Origin of the sequence: Achromobacter sp. ACM01 (assembly GCF_014851745.1) — a bacterium.
Classification (GTDB): Bacteria; Pseudomonadota; Gammaproteobacteria; order Burkholderiales; family Burkholderiaceae_B; genus Achromobacter; species Achromobacter aegrifaciens.
Window position 1 is genome coordinate 186968 of record NZ_JACVAF010000008.1, and the last position, 17312, is coordinate 204279.

The 17312-nt window shown below is 68.7% G+C and carries 15 protein-coding genes and 1 pseudogene; 5 read left to right on the forward strand and 11 right to left on the reverse strand.

What is annotated here, in order from left to right; genetic code table 11:
- Positions 1–49: 49 nt before the first annotated feature.
- Entirely contained in the window at positions 50–430 is a 381-nt protein-coding gene (locus IB268_RS28325) for an RNA-binding S4 domain-containing protein (protein WP_054452689.1), read from the reverse strand.
- A gap of 184 nt (positions 431–614) precedes the next feature.
- On the opposite strand from IB268_RS28325, the gene IB268_RS28330 reads away from it, so the two are divergent.
- Positions 615–2471 (forward strand): ABC transporter ATP-binding protein/permease, encoded by a 1857-nt coding sequence (locus tag IB268_RS28330; RefSeq protein WP_192355171.1) that lies wholly within the window; start codon positions 615–617, stop codon positions 2469–2471.
- Positions 2472–2489: 18 nt separating this feature from the next.
- On the opposite strand, the gene IB268_RS28335 is transcribed toward IB268_RS28330, so the two are convergent.
- Positions 2490–3293 (reverse strand): aspartate dehydrogenase, encoded by an 804-nt coding sequence (locus IB268_RS28335; protein ID WP_054452684.1) that lies wholly within the window; start codon positions 3291–3293, stop codon positions 2490–2492.
- 176 nt (positions 3294–3469) lie between these two features.
- On the opposite strand from IB268_RS28335, the gene IB268_RS28340 reads away from it, so the two are divergent.
- A complete protein-coding gene (locus IB268_RS28340) occupies positions 3470–3967 on the forward strand; it encodes a GNAT family N-acetyltransferase (protein ID WP_192355172.1) in 498 nt (165 codons plus the stop codon).
- On the opposite strand, the gene IB268_RS28345 is transcribed toward IB268_RS28340, so the two are convergent.
- From IB268_RS28345 to IB268_RS28360, 4 genes are all read right to left on the reverse strand, one after another.
- On the reverse strand, positions 3940–4896 hold the full coding sequence (locus IB268_RS28345; RefSeq protein ID WP_054452675.1) for a BMP family ABC transporter substrate-binding protein: 957 nt from the start codon (positions 4894–4896) through the stop codon (positions 3940–3942). The two genes, IB268_RS28340 and IB268_RS28345, sit on opposite strands and share 28 nt — an antisense overlap.
- A complete protein-coding gene (locus tag IB268_RS28350) occupies positions 4893–5870 on the reverse strand; it encodes a tripartite tricarboxylate transporter substrate binding protein (protein WP_054452673.1) in 978 nt (325 codons plus the stop codon). Before IB268_RS28350 ends, IB268_RS28345 begins: the two co-directional genes overlap by 4 nt.
- 148 nt (positions 5871–6018) lie before the next feature.
- Positions 6019–7407, reverse strand: coding sequence for an amidohydrolase (locus IB268_RS28355; protein WP_192355173.1), 1389 nt, complete (start codon positions 7405–7407; stop codon positions 6019–6021).
- Positions 7408–7551: 144 nt separating this feature from the next.
- Positions 7552–9045, reverse strand: a complete 1494-nt coding sequence (locus tag IB268_RS28360; RefSeq protein WP_054452668.1) for an MFS transporter — start codon at positions 9043–9045, stop codon at positions 7552–7554.
- A gap of 144 nt (positions 9046–9189) precedes the next feature.
- Here IB268_RS28360 and IB268_RS28365 point away from each other — a divergent pair, with 144 nt between their 5' ends.
- Positions 9190–9822: a TetR/AcrR family transcriptional regulator gene (locus tag IB268_RS28365; RefSeq protein WP_192355174.1), complete on the forward strand. Its 633-nt coding sequence runs from the start codon at positions 9190–9192 to the stop codon at positions 9820–9822.
- A 37-nt stretch (positions 9823–9859) separates the two neighbouring features.
- On the opposite strand, the gene IB268_RS28370 is transcribed toward IB268_RS28365, so the two are convergent.
- From IB268_RS28370 to IB268_RS28385, 4 genes are all read right to left on the reverse strand, one after another.
- A complete protein-coding gene (locus IB268_RS28370) occupies positions 9860–10810 on the reverse strand; it encodes a tripartite tricarboxylate transporter substrate binding protein (protein WP_054452661.1) in 951 nt (316 codons plus the stop codon).
- 73 nt (positions 10811–10883) lie between these two features.
- Positions 10884–12152: a carboxylesterase family protein gene (locus tag IB268_RS28375; protein ID WP_192355175.1), complete on the reverse strand. Its 1269-nt coding sequence runs from the start codon at positions 12150–12152 to the stop codon at positions 10884–10886.
- A gap of 145 nt (positions 12153–12297) precedes the next feature.
- Positions 12298–13248: an adenosine deaminase gene (locus tag IB268_RS28380; RefSeq protein ID WP_054452656.1), complete on the reverse strand. Its 951-nt coding sequence runs from the start codon at positions 13246–13248 to the stop codon at positions 12298–12300.
- Positions 13249–13306: 58 nt separating this feature from the next.
- Entirely contained in the window at positions 13307–14242 is a 936-nt protein-coding gene (locus IB268_RS28385; protein WP_054452654.1) for a LysR family transcriptional regulator, read from the reverse strand.
- 207 nt (positions 14243–14449) lie between these two features.
- Between IB268_RS28385 and IB268_RS28390 the strand changes: the two genes are divergently transcribed.
- Both IB268_RS28390 and IB268_RS28395 read left to right on the forward strand, forming a co-directional pair.
- Entirely contained in the window at positions 14450–15127 is a 678-nt protein-coding gene (locus tag IB268_RS28390) for a hypothetical protein (protein WP_306652035.1), read from the forward strand.
- A gap of 54 nt (positions 15128–15181) precedes the next feature.
- Positions 15182–16567 carry an MATE family efflux transporter gene (locus IB268_RS28395; protein ID WP_225591515.1) on the forward strand — a complete coding sequence of 462 codons (1386 nt, stop codon included), beginning with the start codon at positions 15182–15184 and terminating at the stop codon, positions 16565–16567.
- A 504-nt stretch (positions 16568–17071) separates the two neighbouring features.
- Here IB268_RS28395 and IB268_RS31275 read toward each other — a convergent pair.
- Positions 17072–17312 (reverse strand): annotated as a pseudogene (locus IB268_RS31275) (MFS transporter); the annotation flags it as partial.

Below are 17312 nucleotides of genomic sequence, written 5' to 3' on the forward strand. Positions count from 1 at the left end.
GTGGAAGACGGCCGGGACATGCGTACGCGTTCCGGCGGCGCCCGGGGACTTACTTGCCCCGCATCTGGTCTATCAGCCGCCGGTCGCGCTTGGTCGGGCGTCCGGCTTCTATGCCCAGCGCGGGCTCGGGCGCCAGGCGGCGCATTTCCGCTGCGCGCTCACGCGCCGCCACGCTTTCGGGCGTTTCCTCGTAGAGCTGGCGCGCGACGGGGGCGGGGCCGCGCACGCCGCTGACGGCCATCACCCGTACATGCAGCGCCGGGTCCTCCTTGCGCACTGTGACCAGATCGCCTGGCGCGACTTCGCGTGCGGGCTTGGCGGGCTGGTCGTTCACCAACACCCGGCCCTTGCCGATTTCCTGCACGGCCAGGCTGCGCGTCTTGTAGAAGCGCGCGGCCCATAGCCACTTGTCTAGCCGGATCTTGTCCATGGTTCCTTACCTGCCGGTATTGCTGCTCAGGCGCTCATGATAGCCGCCGTGGCCCGTCTTGCTGTCAGACGGCTTTCGATCACCCCGCCGGAACGCTTAAGCCAGGCTTAAAACGGCTCCTGCGCCGGAACTCGATGCGTGCGTCTCGTCTAACCAGAAACGCGTATCGGAGGGCAATCGACTCATGGACCTGAACTGGCAGCAGCAACTGGCGGAAAGCGGGCTCTGGTTGGCGCGCGCGTTCGGCATTTCGGCCGTCGCGCTGGTGCTGGTCGGGGGCTTGCTTGCGCGCTACACGGACTGGGGACGCAAGTTCTGGCGGTTGGCGCGTCCGTATCTCGATCCCAGGCGCAGCTGGCGGCCCTTGTTGACGCTGGCGCTACTGTTGTTCCTGGCGATGTTCGCCGTGCGCATGACGGTGTTGTTTTCGTTTTGGTACAACGGCTTCTACAGCGCGTTGCAGGCATTGGATCAGAGCGCATTCTGGCGCTTTTTGGGCATCTTCTCGGTGCTGGCCTGTGTGCACGTGATGCGCACCCTGGCCGACAGTTATGCCGGGCAGGCTTTCGACATCCGCTGGCGCGTGTGGCTCAACGACAGGCTGACCCGCGACTGGCTGGGCGCGGGCGCCTACTACCGCGGCCATTTCGTCGACTCTCCGGTCGACAACCCCGATCAGCGCATCGAACAGGACATCGCCATGTTCGTGACGGGGTCGCGCACGCTGGCGATCGGCGCGCTGAGCGCGGTCGTCTCGCTGGTGGCGTTCACGTCCATCCTGTGGGGCCTGTCCGGCGCCTTGACGGTGGCGGGCGTGGAGATCCCGCGCGCCATGGTGTTCATGGTGTACCTGTACGTGATCGTGGCGACGCTGTTCGCGTTCAAGATCGGGCGTCCGCTGATCAAGCTGAATTTCCTGTCCGAACGCCTGACGGCGAACTTCCGCTACGCGCTGGTGCGCCTGCGCGAGAACGCCGAGAACGTGGCGTTCTATCAGGGCGAGAACGTGGAGCGCGCCACCTTGTGGACGCGTTTCTCGGCCTACATCGCCAACTTGTGGGCGCGCGTGTACCGGGGGCTGAAGTTCGACGGCTTCAACCTGTCGGTGAGCCAGGTGGCCGTGGTGTTCCCATTCATCCTGCAGGCGCCGCGCTTTTTCAGCGGCGCGATCAAGCTGGGCGACGTGATCCAGACTTCGCAGGCCTTCGGGCAGGTGCAGGATTCCTTGTCGTTCTTCCGCACCTCCTACGACACCTTCGCGCAGTACCGCGCGACGCTGGACCGGTTGAACGGCTTTCTGGACGCCAACGAAGCTGCGCGCGTGTTGCCTTCGGTGCGGACGGAGAGCCTGCCGGACGGCCTGGATATCGAATCCGTCCAAGTGTCGCGCCCCGACGGCACGGTGCTGTTGCGCGACCTGAACCTGAACTTGCGGCCGGGCCAGGCCCTGCTGATCAAGGGATCGTCGGGCAGCGGCAAGACCACCTTGCTGCGCGCGCTGGCGGGCCTGTGGCCCTATGCGCAGGGTGCGGTGCGCCGGCCGCAGGGCGCCTCTGCCTTGTTCCTGTCGCAGCGGCCCTATCTGCCCCTGGGCGACTTGCGCGGCGCGGTCGCGTATCCGGGATTGGCGCAGCCCGAGGACGATGCGCGCCTGGCCGACGCGCTGCGGCTGGTCAACCTTGGACATCTGGCCGGGCGCCTGGATGAAGTCGCGGATTGGTCGCGCATGCTTTCCATCGGCGAACAGCAGCGCGTGGCGTTCGCGCGCGTGCTCTACAACCGGCCCGCCATCGTGTTCCTGGACGAGGCCACGTCCGCTACCGACGAAGGGTTGGAGCATGCGCTGTACAGTCTGCTGCGCGAGGCGCTGCCGTCATGCATGCTGGTCAGCGTGGGACATCGCAGCACGCTGGACGTGTTCCATACGCACAGGCTGGACCTGGATGGCGCCGGGAACTGGCGGGCGGGACCGATGGCGCGGGCGGGCGCTCCGGTAGAGCGCTTGCGCCCGGTGGACGGGCCGCGGCGGGCGGCGGCCTAGCGCGGCGCCCGCCGCGATTCAGGTACCCACGCGCAGCGGACCGGTCAGCTTGCGCAGCGCGGCGACCACGCTTTGCGCGGTGATGCGGCCGGTCTTGGGATTGGCCGAGGGAATGTTCTGGATTTCCATCGAAAACGAGGCCGAGTCGGACACGACCTCGACGCGGTGCAGATTGCGTTCCAGCGAGGGATCGGCCCAGATTTCCAGCGTGGTCTTGTCCGGGCCGATGCCGGCCAGCGACACGCTGACCGCCACGTTCAGGTTGGCCGGAAAGCCCACCGCCGCTTCCCGTGGCGAGCCGCGGAAGATCAGGCGTGGCTCGGTGATGTCCGCGATATCGATGTTGTTGTCCGTCAGGTAGGGCGCGCCCAGCAGGCCGCGCACCGGCTTGCGCGTGATCATGGTGACGGAATGGATGACGCCCTCGGCGGCGGCCGTGATGGCGTCCAGGCCCAGGATGGCGCCCGAGGGCACCAGGATCTGGCCGTGGTGCTGGCGGGCCAGTTCGATCAGGTCGTCATGGCGCAGCAGCGCGCCCGAGCTCAGCACCACCATCTTCTTGCCGGCGCGCAGCACGGGTTCGGCGATGTCGCGGAACACCGCGGCGGGGGCGCATTCCACGACCACGTCGCAGTGTTCGTGCAGCGCATCTATGGTGGTGTAGGCGGGCGCGGCCTGAGTCCAGGCAAAGGCCGGCGGAGCCTTGGGATCGCGCACCGCGACGGCGGTGAGCGTCAGGCCGGGCACGCCGGCATCCAGGGATTGCGCCACGGCCTGGCCGATGGCGCCGAAGCCGGCGATGCCGACACGGTAGCTGTTCATAGGGGTCCAGAGTAGGGCCGCGGCGCGCCGCGGGCGGTTCGGAAAGGGGCTGGGCGCCGATGCGATGACGCGGCGCCGGGCTGCCGGCCACTGTAGCCACCGTGCCGGCAGGCGTCAATGCGGAATGGCGACTATGCCCGGCTACACTTTGCGCTTGAGCCTACAGGAGTCGAGGCATGCACATCCTTCCCGAAACACCGGACGACCGCGAGGCGATCTTCACGCTGACGCAGGCCGCCTTCAAAGACAATCCCCACAGCCAGCAGACCGAGGGCTACATCACCAACGCGCTGCGCGAGGCCGGCGCGCTGACGCTGTCGCTGGTGGCGCGGGTGGACGGGCGTGTCGCGGGCCATGTCGCGTTTTCTCCGGTGACGATCAGCGACGGTTCGGCGGACTGGTACGGCCTGGGGCCGGTCGCGGTGCTGCCGGAACTGCAAGGCCGGGGCATAGGCGCGGCCTTGATCCGGGACGGTCTGGCGCGCTTGAAGGCATTGGGTGCGGCGGGCTGCGTGGTGATGGGCGATCCGGCGTACTACACGCGATTCGGTTTTGCGCAGACGCCCGCGCTGACGTATCCCGGCGTGCCGCCGGAGTACTTCATGGCGCAGGTCTACACGGCTGCGGCGCATGGGGACGTTTCCTATCACCAGGCGTTCGAAGCGACCGCGTAGCCGGCGCGGGCAGGGGGCGGCAGCGTGAATTCCGGCCCCGCGTAGTCGGATGCAATGTCCAGGGTTCCCGCTGCGAGCCGGCCCGCCCACTCATCCAAAATACGGCGTTCTTCCGCGCCGACTTTCGTGCCCAGCACCAGCCGCAGCGACGCGGCTTCCTCCAGGCCGTAACGGGTCACGCGGCTCACCGCCAGCGCGCCCGCGGCATGGTCGGCGGCGGCGCGCTGCACGCACAGTCCCGAATCGGCCAGCGCCGATGCCAGATAGACCTGCGGGTCGCGCGCCACCCAGTCCAGCACATTGCCGATCTGCCACACGCCCGTTTCGCGGCACACGCGCGTCACGCCATCGCGGCCGCCGTCCATCATGGCAAACAGTACGCGGGCGTCGCGTGCGGACAGCGCGCGGGCCCAGGCCGCGCCCAGCGCCGGATCGTGCTGGTTGCCGCAGAAGGCGGTCAGCGGATCCTGGCCCGTGACGCGCCGCACGCCATCGGCATAGGCGGCGCGGCCCTTCAGGCCGGGCCGCACTTTTTCGCCGGACAGATGGGCGGCCCGCCCGTTGGCCGCGCGCAGGCCCGCCAACACCCCGGCAAGAAAAGCCGAGTGCTCTTGCTGGATCTCGTATGACGCGACGTTGGCGGCGGTGTGGTGCCCCTGCGTGATGGCGAACTGCGTGCGCGGATAGCGTGGCGCCACCTCGGCCACGGGCGCATCGCCCTGGCCGCCATGCACGATGACCAGGTCGGGAGCGGTGGCGCAAAGCTGTGCGAGGCGCTCGGCGCGCGCGGCGGCGTCGTGGTCGGCGATCCATTCCAGCTGCAAGGGCTGGCCCGCCTGCGCGGCGCGTTCCGCGCCACGCACGGCCGCTTCGTTGAAGCCGCCGCGGCCCGGATGGCCGAACAGCACAAGCGTGCGGCGGGCGCTCACAGGCTGGCTCCCGTGGCGCGCACCACCGGTCCCCAGGCTGCGGCTTGGCGGCGGACGAAGTCGGTGAACTCGGCGGGGGATTTTTGCGCCAGCACGAAGCCCTGTCCCTCCAGCCTGGCGCGGATGTCCGCGCTGGCCAGCGTCTGCGCAATGGCGTCGTTCAAGCGCTGCGAGACCGCGGCCGGCAAGCCGGCGGGACCGGACAGGCCGACGAAGTTCTCGGCGATCAGGCCCGGATACCCCAGCTCGCCCACTGCGGGGATGTCGGGCGCCTGCGGCACCGGCTTGCTTGTGGTGACCGCCAACAGGCGCAGTTGGCCGGATCGCAGGAAGGGCAGGTTCTGCGGCAACGCGTCCACCGCGAAGCGAATCTGGCCGCCCAGCAGATCGTTGCGCATGGCGCCAGATCCCTTGTACGGAATGTGCTGCAGGCGCGCGCCGGTTTGCCGGGCATACAGCTCGCCCACGATCTGGCCCACCGACGCCAGTCCGCCGCTGCCGTACTGCACCGGCTGGTCCTGCGCGCGGATCCAGGCGGTCAGCTCCGCAAAGCTGGATACCGGCACGGAAGGATGGACGACGAACACGGTGGGCACCGCGCCCAGGTACGCGATATGGTCGAAGCTGGCGAGCGCGTCGTATCCGCCTTGGGGCATCAGGGCGGGAGAAATGGACAGCGGCGCCGAGTTCGACATCAGCAGCGTGTAGCCGTCGTTGGGCGCCTGCGCGACCAGGCTCGCGCCTATGGTCGAGCCCGCGCCGGGCTTGTTTTCGATGACGATGGGCTGGCCCAGCCGTTCGGCCAGCGTGGGCGCGATGAGGCGCGCGGCGATGTCGCTCGCGCCGCCGGGCGGGAAGGTGACGATGAGCCGGATCGGACGCTCGGGCCAGGCGGATGCGCGCGCGATGCGCGGCCGCGCCAGCGGCAGCGCCAGTGCGCCGGCAAGCATGAAGGTTCGACGGGAGATCGGCATGGCGTGGCTTCTACGTGACTGCCGCAGGGGCGGCAAAGGGGCGTACTGTAAAAAGCCAGGCCGGGCCTGACAAAGAATTTGTAGCCGTTTGCTTATGCCCGCCGCATCGCGCGGCGGGCATTTTTCAAACGCGCGCGGGGCGCGCGGATCAGCTGCCTTTCTGCGCCTGCGCCATGTAGTCCACGGTCAGGTTCGACAGCGCGCGCACGCCGTTGATGAGGCCGGACTCATCGACGTAGAAGCGCGGCGAATGGTTCGGCGCAGCCTTCTCGACGTCGGTGCCCTTGGGCGTCACGCCCAGGTAGAAGAACATGCCCGGCACCTTCTCTTGATAGAACGAGAAGTCCTCCGACGCGGTGGACTTGGGCTGCAGGCCGTAGTTGCCTTCGCCCGCCACCCGCCGCAGCGTCGGGCCCATCTGCTCGGTCAGCGCGGGATTGTTGACGGTGGCGTTGTACAGCTCCACCACGCGCACGTCCGCCTTGGCGCCCGCGCTCTGCGCGATCATGTCCGCGGTGCGCGCGATGCGTTGGTGGATGTCCTTCTTCATGCCTTCGTCATACGTGCGGATGGTGCCGGTCATGGCCACGTTGTCCGGCACGATGTTCATGCGGTTGCCGCCGTGGATGGCGCCCACGGTGATGACCGCCGGCTCCAGCATGCTGTTGATCTGGCGGCTGGGGATGGTCTGCAGGCCCAGGATGATCTGCGAGCTGACCACGATGGGGTCGATGCCGGACCAGGGCCGCGCGCCGTGCGTCTGCTTGCCGGTGACGTCGATCCAGAACTGGTCGGCGGCGGCCATGGCGGGGCCGCTGCGCCAGCTGAGCTTGCCCGCCGGATAGGCGCTGGACACGTGCAGGCCGAAGATGGCGTCCACCTTGGGATTCTCCAGCACGCCTTCCTGCACCATCATCTTGGCGCCCCAGATCTTCTTGCCGTCGGGCTCGAAGTCGGCGGGGCTTTCCTCGGCGGGCTGGAAGATGAACTTCACGCTGCCGGGGAGCTGGTCCTTCATGCCGGCCAGGACTTCGGCCGTGGCCATCAGGATGGCGGTGTGGGTGTCGTGGCCGCAGGCATGCATCACGTCCACTTCCTTGCCCAGGTAGGTGCCCTTGGCCTTGGACGCGAAGGGCAGGTCCACTTGCTCCTTGACGGGCAGCGCGTCCATGTCGGCGCGCAGCGCCACCACCGGCCCGGGCTTGCCGCCCTTGAGCACGGCGACCACGCCAGTGCCGGCAACGCCGGTTTTCACTTCCATGCCAAGCGCGCGCAGGTGATCGGCGACCAGCTTGGCGGTGCGGTTTTCCTGGTTGCCCAGTTCGGGATGTTCGTGGATATCTCGGCGCCAGGCGATGAGCTTGTCTTCGATGGCCTTGGCGCGTTGATCGATCTGCGCGGCCAATGTCGGATTGGGCGCGGGGACCAGCGGGCCTTGCGTGCCGGGCGCGCTTTGCGCGGCGGCCGGACCCGCCATCAGCAGGTGGGCGGCGAGCGCCAGCGGGGCCAGGCGGAACAGGGGTTTGCGGTAAGGCATGCTTTGCTCTCCTCGTGGTTGTTAACCTGTTATTGGACGAGGATCTTACCGAAGCGCAAGACGGCGCGAGCGTTTGTTACCAACGCTTAAAAACAGGCTGTTTTGATTCCGGCCGATGGAATTCCGCGCGCCGGAATCCGCGAGTCATGCGGCGTGCAGGACGTTCTTTGCGCCGCGCGCGAGGAACAGCAGCAACAGTGCCGCCAGCAACGATGCGGCGCCCGCGAAAAGCATGGCGGCATGGAAGCCGCCGGCCAGCGCGGCCGCGGCCAGTTCGGCCGCATTGGCGGGTTGCGCCGGCAGTTCATGCAAAGTGATGGCGGCGCGCGCCAAGGCCTGCGCGTCGGGCGCGCCTTGTTGCGAGAACGAAGCCGTCAGCGCTACGATCGCACGCCCGCTCATCAGTGCGCCCAGCAGCGCGATGCCTATCGTCATGCCGGTCTGGCGCAGCGCGTTCATGGTGGCCGAGGCCATGCCGGAACGCTCGCGCGGCACCGTGGCCATCACGGCCATGCTGGTCGATGGCACGGCCAGGCCGGTGCCCAGGCCCAACAGGACCAGCAGGGAGCCGGACACGAGGTAAGGCGTGTGCGCTTCGAAGCGCGTCATGCCCAGCATGGCCAGGCCGATGAAGGCGAAGCCCGCGATCATCAGGCGCGGCAGGCCAAAGCGCAGGTTGAGCCGGCCGAACACCAGCGACACCAGCCCGGCCGCGGCGAACTGCGGCGCCAACTGCCAGCCAGTGGCCAGCGGCGACAACCCCTGAACGTGTTGCAGATAGAGCGAAAAGAAGAACAGGCTGCTGTAGGCGGAAAAGCCCAGCACGAAGGAGGCGAAGTTGGTGATGGCGAAGCCTGCGTCGCGGAACAGCCCCAGCGGCAGGATGGGCCGCGCGGCGCGGTGCTCGACCCACAGGAAGGCGAGCAGCCCGGCGGCGGCGATGGCGAGCGCGACCGTGGCTTGCGGTGCAGCCCAGCCGTGTTCGCCGGCGGCGATCAGCCCATAGGTCAGCGCGCCCAGCCACAGCACGCTAAGCGCCTGGCCCGCGGGATCGAAGGCTGCGTGTTCGGGATGGGCGCTTTCCGTGATGCTCCAGGCGCCCAGCGCGATGGCCAGCGCGCCCACCGGCAGGTTGATGAGGAAGATGCTCTGCCAGTTGAAGTGGGCGACCAGCACGCCGCCCAGCATGGGCCCCACGATGAGCGAAATTGCGTTGCACGAGGCCCAGATGCCGATGGCCTGGGCGCGTTCCTTGGGATCGGGAAAAGCCTGGGTCAGGAGCGACAGCGCGCCTGGAACCAGCAGGGCGCCGGCCACGCCCTGCACGGCGCGGCCGATCAGCAGCGCTGTAAGGTTGTCCGCCAGCCCGCAAAGCGCGGAGCCCGCCGTGAACAGCAGCACGCCCGCCAGCCAGGAACGCTTGCGGCCATAGCGGTCGCCCAGAGGTCCCGCCGACAGCATGAAGGCCGACAGGAACAGGGCGTAGGCGTCCACCACCCATTGCAGCCCCGCCATGTCGATGCGCAGGGCCGCCTGCATGGTGGGCAGCGCCACGTTGACGATGCTGATGTCCAGGATGGTGATGAAGCTGCCCAGGTTGACGGCAAGGACCAGGGCGCGGCGGCGTGCGGGATGCATGGCGGGACGCAGAGTGGGGGAAGGGGTATTCTATGCATCGACCGACCGTCGGTCAATGAAAAGAAGAACGATTCTCAGCTTTTGATTCCGGCCCAGTGCCTCCTCTACACTGGCGCCTTGCTGCTGACCTGACCCCTGGACGATATGCCCGCTGCTCCCGACGACCCGCTTTCCCTGCCTGGCCCGGACGCCGCTCCCAAGCCCCGCACCAAGCCGGCCGCCGTGCGGCTGGACGAGTTGATGGCGGCCGCGCAAGCGCTCTTCATCCAGAAGGGCGTCGAGGCCACGACCATCAACGAGATCGTGGAACGCGCCGGCGTGGCCAAGGGCACCTTCTATCACTACTTCACGTCCAAGAACGACATGCTGGCGGCGCTGCGGGCCAAGTTCTCGCAAGGGTTCCTGGACCATATCGACCGCGAAGTGCAGGCCTGTGCGCCGGAGGACGGCGTGGCGCGGCTGCGCGCCTGGACTCGCGCCGGCGTCGAGGCTTACTTCGACGGCTACGAACTGCATGATGTGGTGTTCCACGACGCCCAGCATCCCGACCGCGGCGTGGCCGAAAAGAGCGCCGTGCTGGAACAGCTGGAAGCCATACTCGAGGCCGGCGCGCGCGCCGGCTGCTGGAAGCTGGACGACGCGGCGCTGGCCGCCATCGTCCTGTACCACGGCATGCATGGCGCGGTGGACGCCTCCATCGCGCAGGGCCGGCGCGATGCGCAAGCGCTGTCCGGCTCCTTGTCGGCGATGTTCCTGCGCACGCTGGGCGCGGCCTGAAGGGCGCGTCTTCAAACCCGCGCCGCCGCATGCGCCGCTATTGCAGCTTGATGCCCAGCTCCTTGATCAGCGGTCCCATGTCGGCGCGGTCGGCTTCGATGGTCGCGGCCAGTTCCTCTGGCGTGCTGCCGATGGGAATCATGCCCAGGGTTTCCATCTGCGCGCGCATCGCGGGTTCCTTCAGTATGTCCGCCACTGATTTCTGGATCAGCGCCACGCGGTCGTCCGGAATGCCGGCGGGCGCCATCAGTCCGATCCAGGGCTGCGGCGCGTAGTCCTTCAATCCGGATTCCTTCAGCGTGGGCGTGTCGGGCAGGCCGCCGAAGCGCTCCGGGCTGGTGATCGCCAGCGCGCGCAGGCGGCCGCTGTCGATCAGGCCCTTGGAACTCGAAGGCGCGTCCAGGCCCACGTCGAGCTGGCCGCCGATCAGGTCGTTCTGCGTCTTGCCCGACGAAGACGAGGGCACGTACAAGGCCTTGATGCCGGCGCGCCGCGCCGTCTGTTCCCAGACCAGGTGGAACGCCGTGCCGATGGAGAACGAACCCACGCTGAGGTTGCGCGTCTTGCTTTCGCGCACGAAGTCTTCCCAGCTTTTGAGCGGACTGTCCTTGGGCACGATGAAGATGAAGGGCGTGCGCGCCACCAGCGAGATCGGCTTGAGGTCCTTCTGCGTATCGAATGGCAGGCTGTCCACCGCGAAGGGCACGATGGTGACGGACGAGGCCACGACCATGCCCAAGGTGTAGCCGTCGGGCGCGGACTTGACCAATGCGCCGGTGCTGATGATGCCGGACGCGCCCGGCTTGTTCTCCACCACCACGGGCTGGCCCCAGGCAGCGCCCAGTTTGCTGGCCAGCACGCGCAGCATGACGTCCACGGGACCGCCGGGCGGGTTGGAGACGATGATCTTGACGGGTTTGTCGGGATAGGCGGCGGCAGCCGCCAGCGGCGCCAGCAGCGCCAGCGCGAGCGCGGTTTGCTTGAACATGGAATTCCCCTTGTTTTGGTGTGTTTGATGCGCGGGCAGCGTCCGCCCGCGGCCCCGCACATGCCGTCCCGGTTCAGGCCAGGATCTGCATGTGCGGGGCCGGCGGCCAGCCTGGCGCGTCGCCGCGGATGAACGCGATCCACGCCTGCTGCGTGGCGTGAGCAAGCTGCCGCGCCTGTTCCGCCGGCAGGCCGGCAAGCATGGGCGCGCCGGCGAATGCCGCCAATGTGTCGAAGACGAAGGGCAGCTCGATGCAATGGCAGGCGCCGAAGGCCGCCGTGGGCGCCACGTCAAAGCGCGCCAGCCAGGCTTGGCGGCCTTGGGCCGCGGCGTCGGCGGCCCACTGGCGCGAGGGCGCGCCGAATACCGCGTCGCCCAGGTCCTGGTCGGCAGCAGTGCGGCCATTGCCGGGAAAGGCGGCCATTTCGTCGCGCGTGTAGCAGACCAGCACGTCGGCGCGGGACGAGGCCCGCTTGAGCGCGGGGGCGATGTCCTGTGGCAGCACCTGGCCGTCGAGCACCGGCGCGAACTGGCTGCGGCTGCTGCCTTCGGCGCGCAGGGTTTCGGCGACGGCGGGCGCCTGCTGCGCCGCCAGCAATGCCGCCACGGGCAGTTCGCGCGCGGCTTCCAGGGAATCGGCTCCCGCGGCGCGCAGGAAGGCCTGTCCCAGCGCATCGGCCTGCTTTGCGCTGCGAAACCCCCGGCCCAGCGCCGCGCTTTGCAGGATGGCGCGGGAGAAGCGCGGCTGGCGCGCCAGCATGGCGCAGATCGAGGATGCGCCCGCCGACTGGCCCATGACGGTGACTTGCTCGGGATCGCCGCCCAGGTCCTGGATGTTGTCCAGCACCCAATCGATGGCGGCTTCCTGGTCCAGCAGGCCCGCGTTGGCCGTCTGGCCAGGCACGTACAGCCAGCCCAGCGCGGCCAGCCGGTAGTTGACCGCGACCACCACCATGTCGCCGCGCTGCGCGAGGTTCGCGCCGTCATACCAGTCCAGCGCGCCGCCGCCGCTTTGCCAGGCGCCGCCATGCAGCCACACGACGACCGGCCGCCGCCTACCGTCGGCGGCGGGCGTCCATACGGTCAGGTGCAGGCAGTCCTCGGATTGTTCGGCGTCGAAGTCGCCCATGGCGCCGCGCAGGCGCGAGGGCAGTTGCGGCGCGACCGGTCCCGGCCGGGTGGCGTCAAGCTTGCCGCGCCATGCTGCGGGCTGCGGCGGTGCGAAGCGCAGGCGGCCAACGGGCGCCTGCGCGTAGGGAATGGCGCTGTAGCGGCACACGCCGCTCTCCTGCACGCCGGTCAGCGTGCCTGCCTGCAGCGACGCTTCCACGAACTGACTCATAACCTGCCCCTTGTTTCTGGTCTGTAGCCCGGCCGCGGCAGGCGCCGCGGCGGTCGGACTATGGTAGGGAGGAATGGGCCGCGCCAGGCATGCAGGTTTTGAACATTGCCATGCGCAATCCGCATGGCTGGGGCCGGAGCGCCGGCTACTTGAGGATGCGCGCGTCCAGGCTGTTGTCCGCCAGGGCCTGGGCCTGCGCCCGCGACATGCCCAGATGCTCGTACAGCGCGTGGAAGTTCTCGTTGACGTAGCCGCCGAAATACGCGGGATCGTCGGAGTTGACGGTGACCTTCACGCCCGCGTCCAGCAGCGACAGGATGTTGTGGTCGCGCATGTGCTGGAACACGCGCAGCCGGGTGTTGGACAGCGGACAGACCGTCAGCGGGATCTGCTCGTCGATCAGGCGCGCAATCAATTTCGGGTCTTCGGCGGCGCGCACGCCGTGGTCGATGCGCAGCACCTTCAGCAGGTCCAGCGCTTCCCAGATGTATTCCGGCGGGCCTTCCTCGCCGGCGTGCGCAACGCCCGGCAGTCCCTCGGCGCGGGCGCGGTCGAACACGCGCTGGAACAGACGCGGCGGAAAGCCCATTTCGCTGCTGTCCAGGCCGACGGCGATGAACGCGTCGCGGTGGGGCAGGGCGGCTTCCAGGGTGCGCATGGCCTGCTCTTCGGGCAGATGACGCAGAAAGCTCAGGATCAGTCCGCTGCTTACGCCCAGCTGCTTGCGGCCGTCTTCGAGGGCCTGGTTGATGCCGGTCAGCACTACGTCGAACGGCACGCCGCGATCGGTATGGGTCTGCGGGTCGAAGAACGGTTCGGTATGAACGACGTTCTGCTCGCGGCACTTGAGCAGATAGGCCCAGGTCAGGTCGTAGAAATCCTGCTCGGTGCGCAGCACGTCCGCGCCGCGGTAATAGAGGTCCAGGAATTCCTGGAGATTGCCGTAGTCGTAGGCCGCGCGCAGGGACTCGATGTCCGGCCACGGCAGCGCCACGCCGTTGCGCTGCGCCAGCCGGAACAGCAGCTCGGGTTCGAGCGAACCTTCCAGGTGCAGGTGCAATTCCGCCTTGGGCAGTGCGTTGAGCCAGTCGTACATGGGTGCTCCGATCAAAAAGTGTTGCCTGTCCAGAATAACGCGCAACGCGCCGGCAGGCTCAGGCCGTCAATGCGACGGCGTCGGCCTGGATGGCGAGCTGGAGCTGGGCGGCGAAGGCGCGCGCCTGCCGCGTGCTGGGGCGGTCGCGGCGCCAGATGGCCGCCAGCGGCGACTTGCGCAGGACCGGCCGGTCGGCCAGGACCACCAGCTCGCCGCGCGCCTGCCGGATAGCGGCCACGCTGCCGGGCAGCATCCACAGATACAGGCCGTCCAGCAGCATTTCGCGGCCGAATTCCAGCGACAGGGCGCCGATCATATCCGGAATCGCCAGCCCCGCCTGGCGCAGCGACATTTCCAGTTCGCCGCGGATGCGGCTGCCGGGCAGGGCGGTGATCCAGGGATAGGCCACGTAGTCGGCCAGCGTGGCGCCGGGCTGGCCGGCCAGCGGATGATGCGTCGCGCAGGCCAGCACTACCGGATCTTCCAGCAGCGTGGTGGAGCGGTAGACCTGCGGATTGACGGTGGACGAGAAGCGGCTGATCAGCACGTCCAGCGCGCCGGCGTCCAGGTCTTCGATCAGCCGTTCATGCGTGCCGATTTCGATGGTGAGCGTGATGCGCGGATAAGCCTGGCGGTAGGCGCGCGCGGCCTCGGCCACCGGCCAGCCCGCGAACATCGAAAAACAGCCTACCGTCAGGCTGCCCTCGTCGCCGCGCGAGACCGCGGCGAGATCGATCTCGGCCTTGCGGAAGTCGGTGAGCAGCAGGCGGGCATGGCGGCACATGGTTTCGCCCAGCGGCGTGCAGGTGGTGCCGCGGGCGGTGCGTTCGAACAGCCGCGCGCCGACCAGCTCTTCGATCTCGGCGATGGCGCGCGACAGCCCCGACTGTGTGCTGTGCAATTGCGTGGCGGCCTTGGACAGGTTGCCCAATTCGGCGACGGTCAGCACGATTTCCAGATGCCGGATGCGGAGCTTGCCTCGGAACGGTGTCATGGCGCGGGTCGGAGGGGAGTAGCCGATTATTCTCTCCCGGCGCGCGCTTGGCAACGCGGTGCGGGATTCGGCCGGCCGGGATTCGGCCGGCCGGGATTCGGATATAGTTCGCGCCAGACCGATAGTCGGACGCGCGGCCTGGGCCAGCGCGGCGGCCGGCAAGAGCAGAGGGCAGGCATGAAGGCAGCGGTGTGCGGCGCGTGGAGAGTGAGCAGGCTTGCAGCGGCGGCGCTGGCTGCGCTGGCCTTGAGCGGCTGCGGCGCATCCCGGGTCGACGGGGTGTCGGTTGCCTGGCCTCCGTTCCGGGACGGGACGCTTGCGGCGCTGCCATCGGATCCGGCCCAATGCCCGGATCTGGCCGGCGTCTATCGGGCGCAAGGCGAGTTCGTGTCTGGCGACCGCGAGGCCGGCGCATCGATGGACCTGCGCAAGTTCCTGCAGTATCCCCTGGACCTTCCGGGCATGTCCGACAACCCGTTGCCGGAATGGCGTTCCGGACCCGAGGCCACTGTGGCTTTCACGGCCGCCGCGGACGGATGGGAGATATTGGCGCTGGACGGGCAGGGCGCGCGCGCCTTGGGCCGCCTGCCGCAGTTGAACGGCGAGCAGGATCCTGCCGCCCTGCCTGGCGCGGCCCAGCCTTCCAGGCCGGATGGCATCCGGCGCCGTGGCGGTTGCACGCAGGGCCGGCTGTGGATCAGCGTGCGGCACGACTGGCGCCAGTACGAGTCCATGGGTGTGCGGCGCCACGTGGCGCTGCTGCGGCCCGAGGCGGGAGGCCTGCTGGTGACGGTGGGCCGGGAATCCGACACCATCGGCCTGTTGCCCTGGTATTCGAATGAGGGCAGCGTGTACCAGTATTGGTTCGCGCCCGCGGGCCGCTGAACGCGGGCCTGGCAATTCACCGCGCGGTCTGACCGCGCTCCATCCACGAGCCTCATGACCTCTGAAAACCTGTCCTCCGCCGCATCCGACCCGCGCGCCCGCTTCGTCTCCGGGCCGATGGGCCCGCATGTGCTGGAAATGGTCCTGACCGGCTGGGCCAGCATGCTGGCCGTGTTCGCGGTGGAGTTCCTGTCGCTGCTGTACCTGGGCACGCTCAAGGACGAGGCGGTGCTGGGCGCGGTGGGCTTCGGATCGATGACGCAGTTCACCATCATCTCGGTCTGCATCGGCGTGAGCGTGGGCGGCACGGCCCTGGTGTCGCGCGCGCTGGGGGCGGGCGATGCGCCGCGCGCCCGCTCGCTGGCGGGCGCCTCGCTGGTGCTGATGGTTGCCGCCGCGCTCGTGTCCGGCGCGTTGTTCCTGGCCGTGATCGGTCCCTACACGGCAGCCATCGACCTGGCGGAGGACGTGCGCGCGCATCTGCTGTCCTATGTGCTCATCACGACCCCGTTCGCGGTCGTGATGGGCGTGGGCATGATGCTGTCCAACCTGTTGCGCGCCGCCGGCCATGGCCGCCAGTCCATGTGGGTGCTGCTGGCGGGGACGGCGGCGGTCGCGGCGCTGGATCCGCTGGTCATCTTCGTGCTGGACGGCGGCATGGAGGGCGTGGCCTGGGCCGGCGGCATGGGCCGCCTGGTCACAGTGGCGCTGGGCGCCTGGCTGGTGTTCGGCAAGCATCGCCTGGTGACTTGGCCCGCCGGCGCCGCGCTGCGTGCGCACCTGGCCGCAATTGGGCGGATCGCCTTGCCTGCCGCGCTGACCACGCTGGCCACGCCCGCGGCAGTCATCTTCACCCTGTCCACATACGCCGGCTTCGGCTCCAGCGTGATGGCGGGCGCCACCGTGGTGGACCGGGTGCTGCAACTGGCCTACGCGCTGTTCTTCGTACTGCCCGGCGCCATCGGACCCATCCTGGGGCAGAACCTGGGCGCAGGGCAATGGGACCGCGTACAGGAGACGGCGCGCCTGACCGCGCGCTGGTCCTTGACGTATGGCTTTGGCGTAGCGGTCCTGCTGGCCTTGCTGGCGCCCTGGATGCCGGATCTGTTCCAGGTGACCGGACCTGGGCGCGACCTGATCGTTTTTTTCTGCCGCTACGGCAGTTTCGCCTGGGCGCTCAACAGCCTGTACTTCGTCGCCGTCGCGGTGTTCAACAACCTGGGCTATGCCACGTACTCCACCGCCATCGGCTGGCTGCGCGCTACCGTGGGCACCTTGCCCTTCGTCTGGCTGGGCGCGCATTACGGCGGCCCGGAAGGCGTGTTGGCGGGGCAGACCGTGGGCTTTGCCCTGTTCAGCCTGATCGCCATGCTGCTGTGCCGGCGCGTGCTGCGCGCGCCGCCCGCGAGCGCGGCGGCGCAAGCGCGGCAGGCTGCCTAATGCACTGTTTTCGGATCCCCTTCATGGGTAGATGCCGTGAGCCGGTGACCGGGCGGAGGGATCCGAAGCGCAGCCCCACCGGGGCGAGCATCGGAATCCCGCAGTCCGGACGCCGGCGGCTCAAGAACCGTGCTTCCCAAAACCGAAGTGCGGGTGGCAGGGATTCGAGCTTGCGGATGTCAGAGTCCTTTAGCCGCCGAGGCCACCCTGCGCCATTCCGATGCTCGCCCCGGTGGGGCTGCGCTTCGGATGGCTCCGGGCAGCCTCGGCTGAGAGTCGCCTAGGGCGCCGCGAAGTCGCTTCCAGCCTGCAAGGCGTTTGGGCGGCAATGCGGGCGGGCCTGCCCAGGAGGCCGTTCGATTTTGACGGCCGGTCGCGGTACGATCCCGGCTGACTTCGATTTTTCAGGATTGCCATGCGTCAGCGTTCCGTACGCCTTCGAATCGACACCTTCTCCCGTGTGCTGCTGGCCGCGGCTTTTGCCGCCGCCGCAGCCGGCGCCGCTCAGGCGCAGGGGCCTGCTTCAGCCACTGGATCGCGCGCCCAGCCGTCGGTGCCGGTGCAGACCCTGCCGGCCCTGACGCCCAAACGCAGCTTCGACGACGCTCCCGCGCCAGCCGCCACCATGCCCATCAACAGCCAGGGCGTGCCGGCCGACAGCGCCACGGCCGCCAAAGACAGGACCAGCAGCGCCAGCTGCCCCAGCATCAGGCGCCGGCGGTCCAGCAGGTCGCCCAGCGGCACC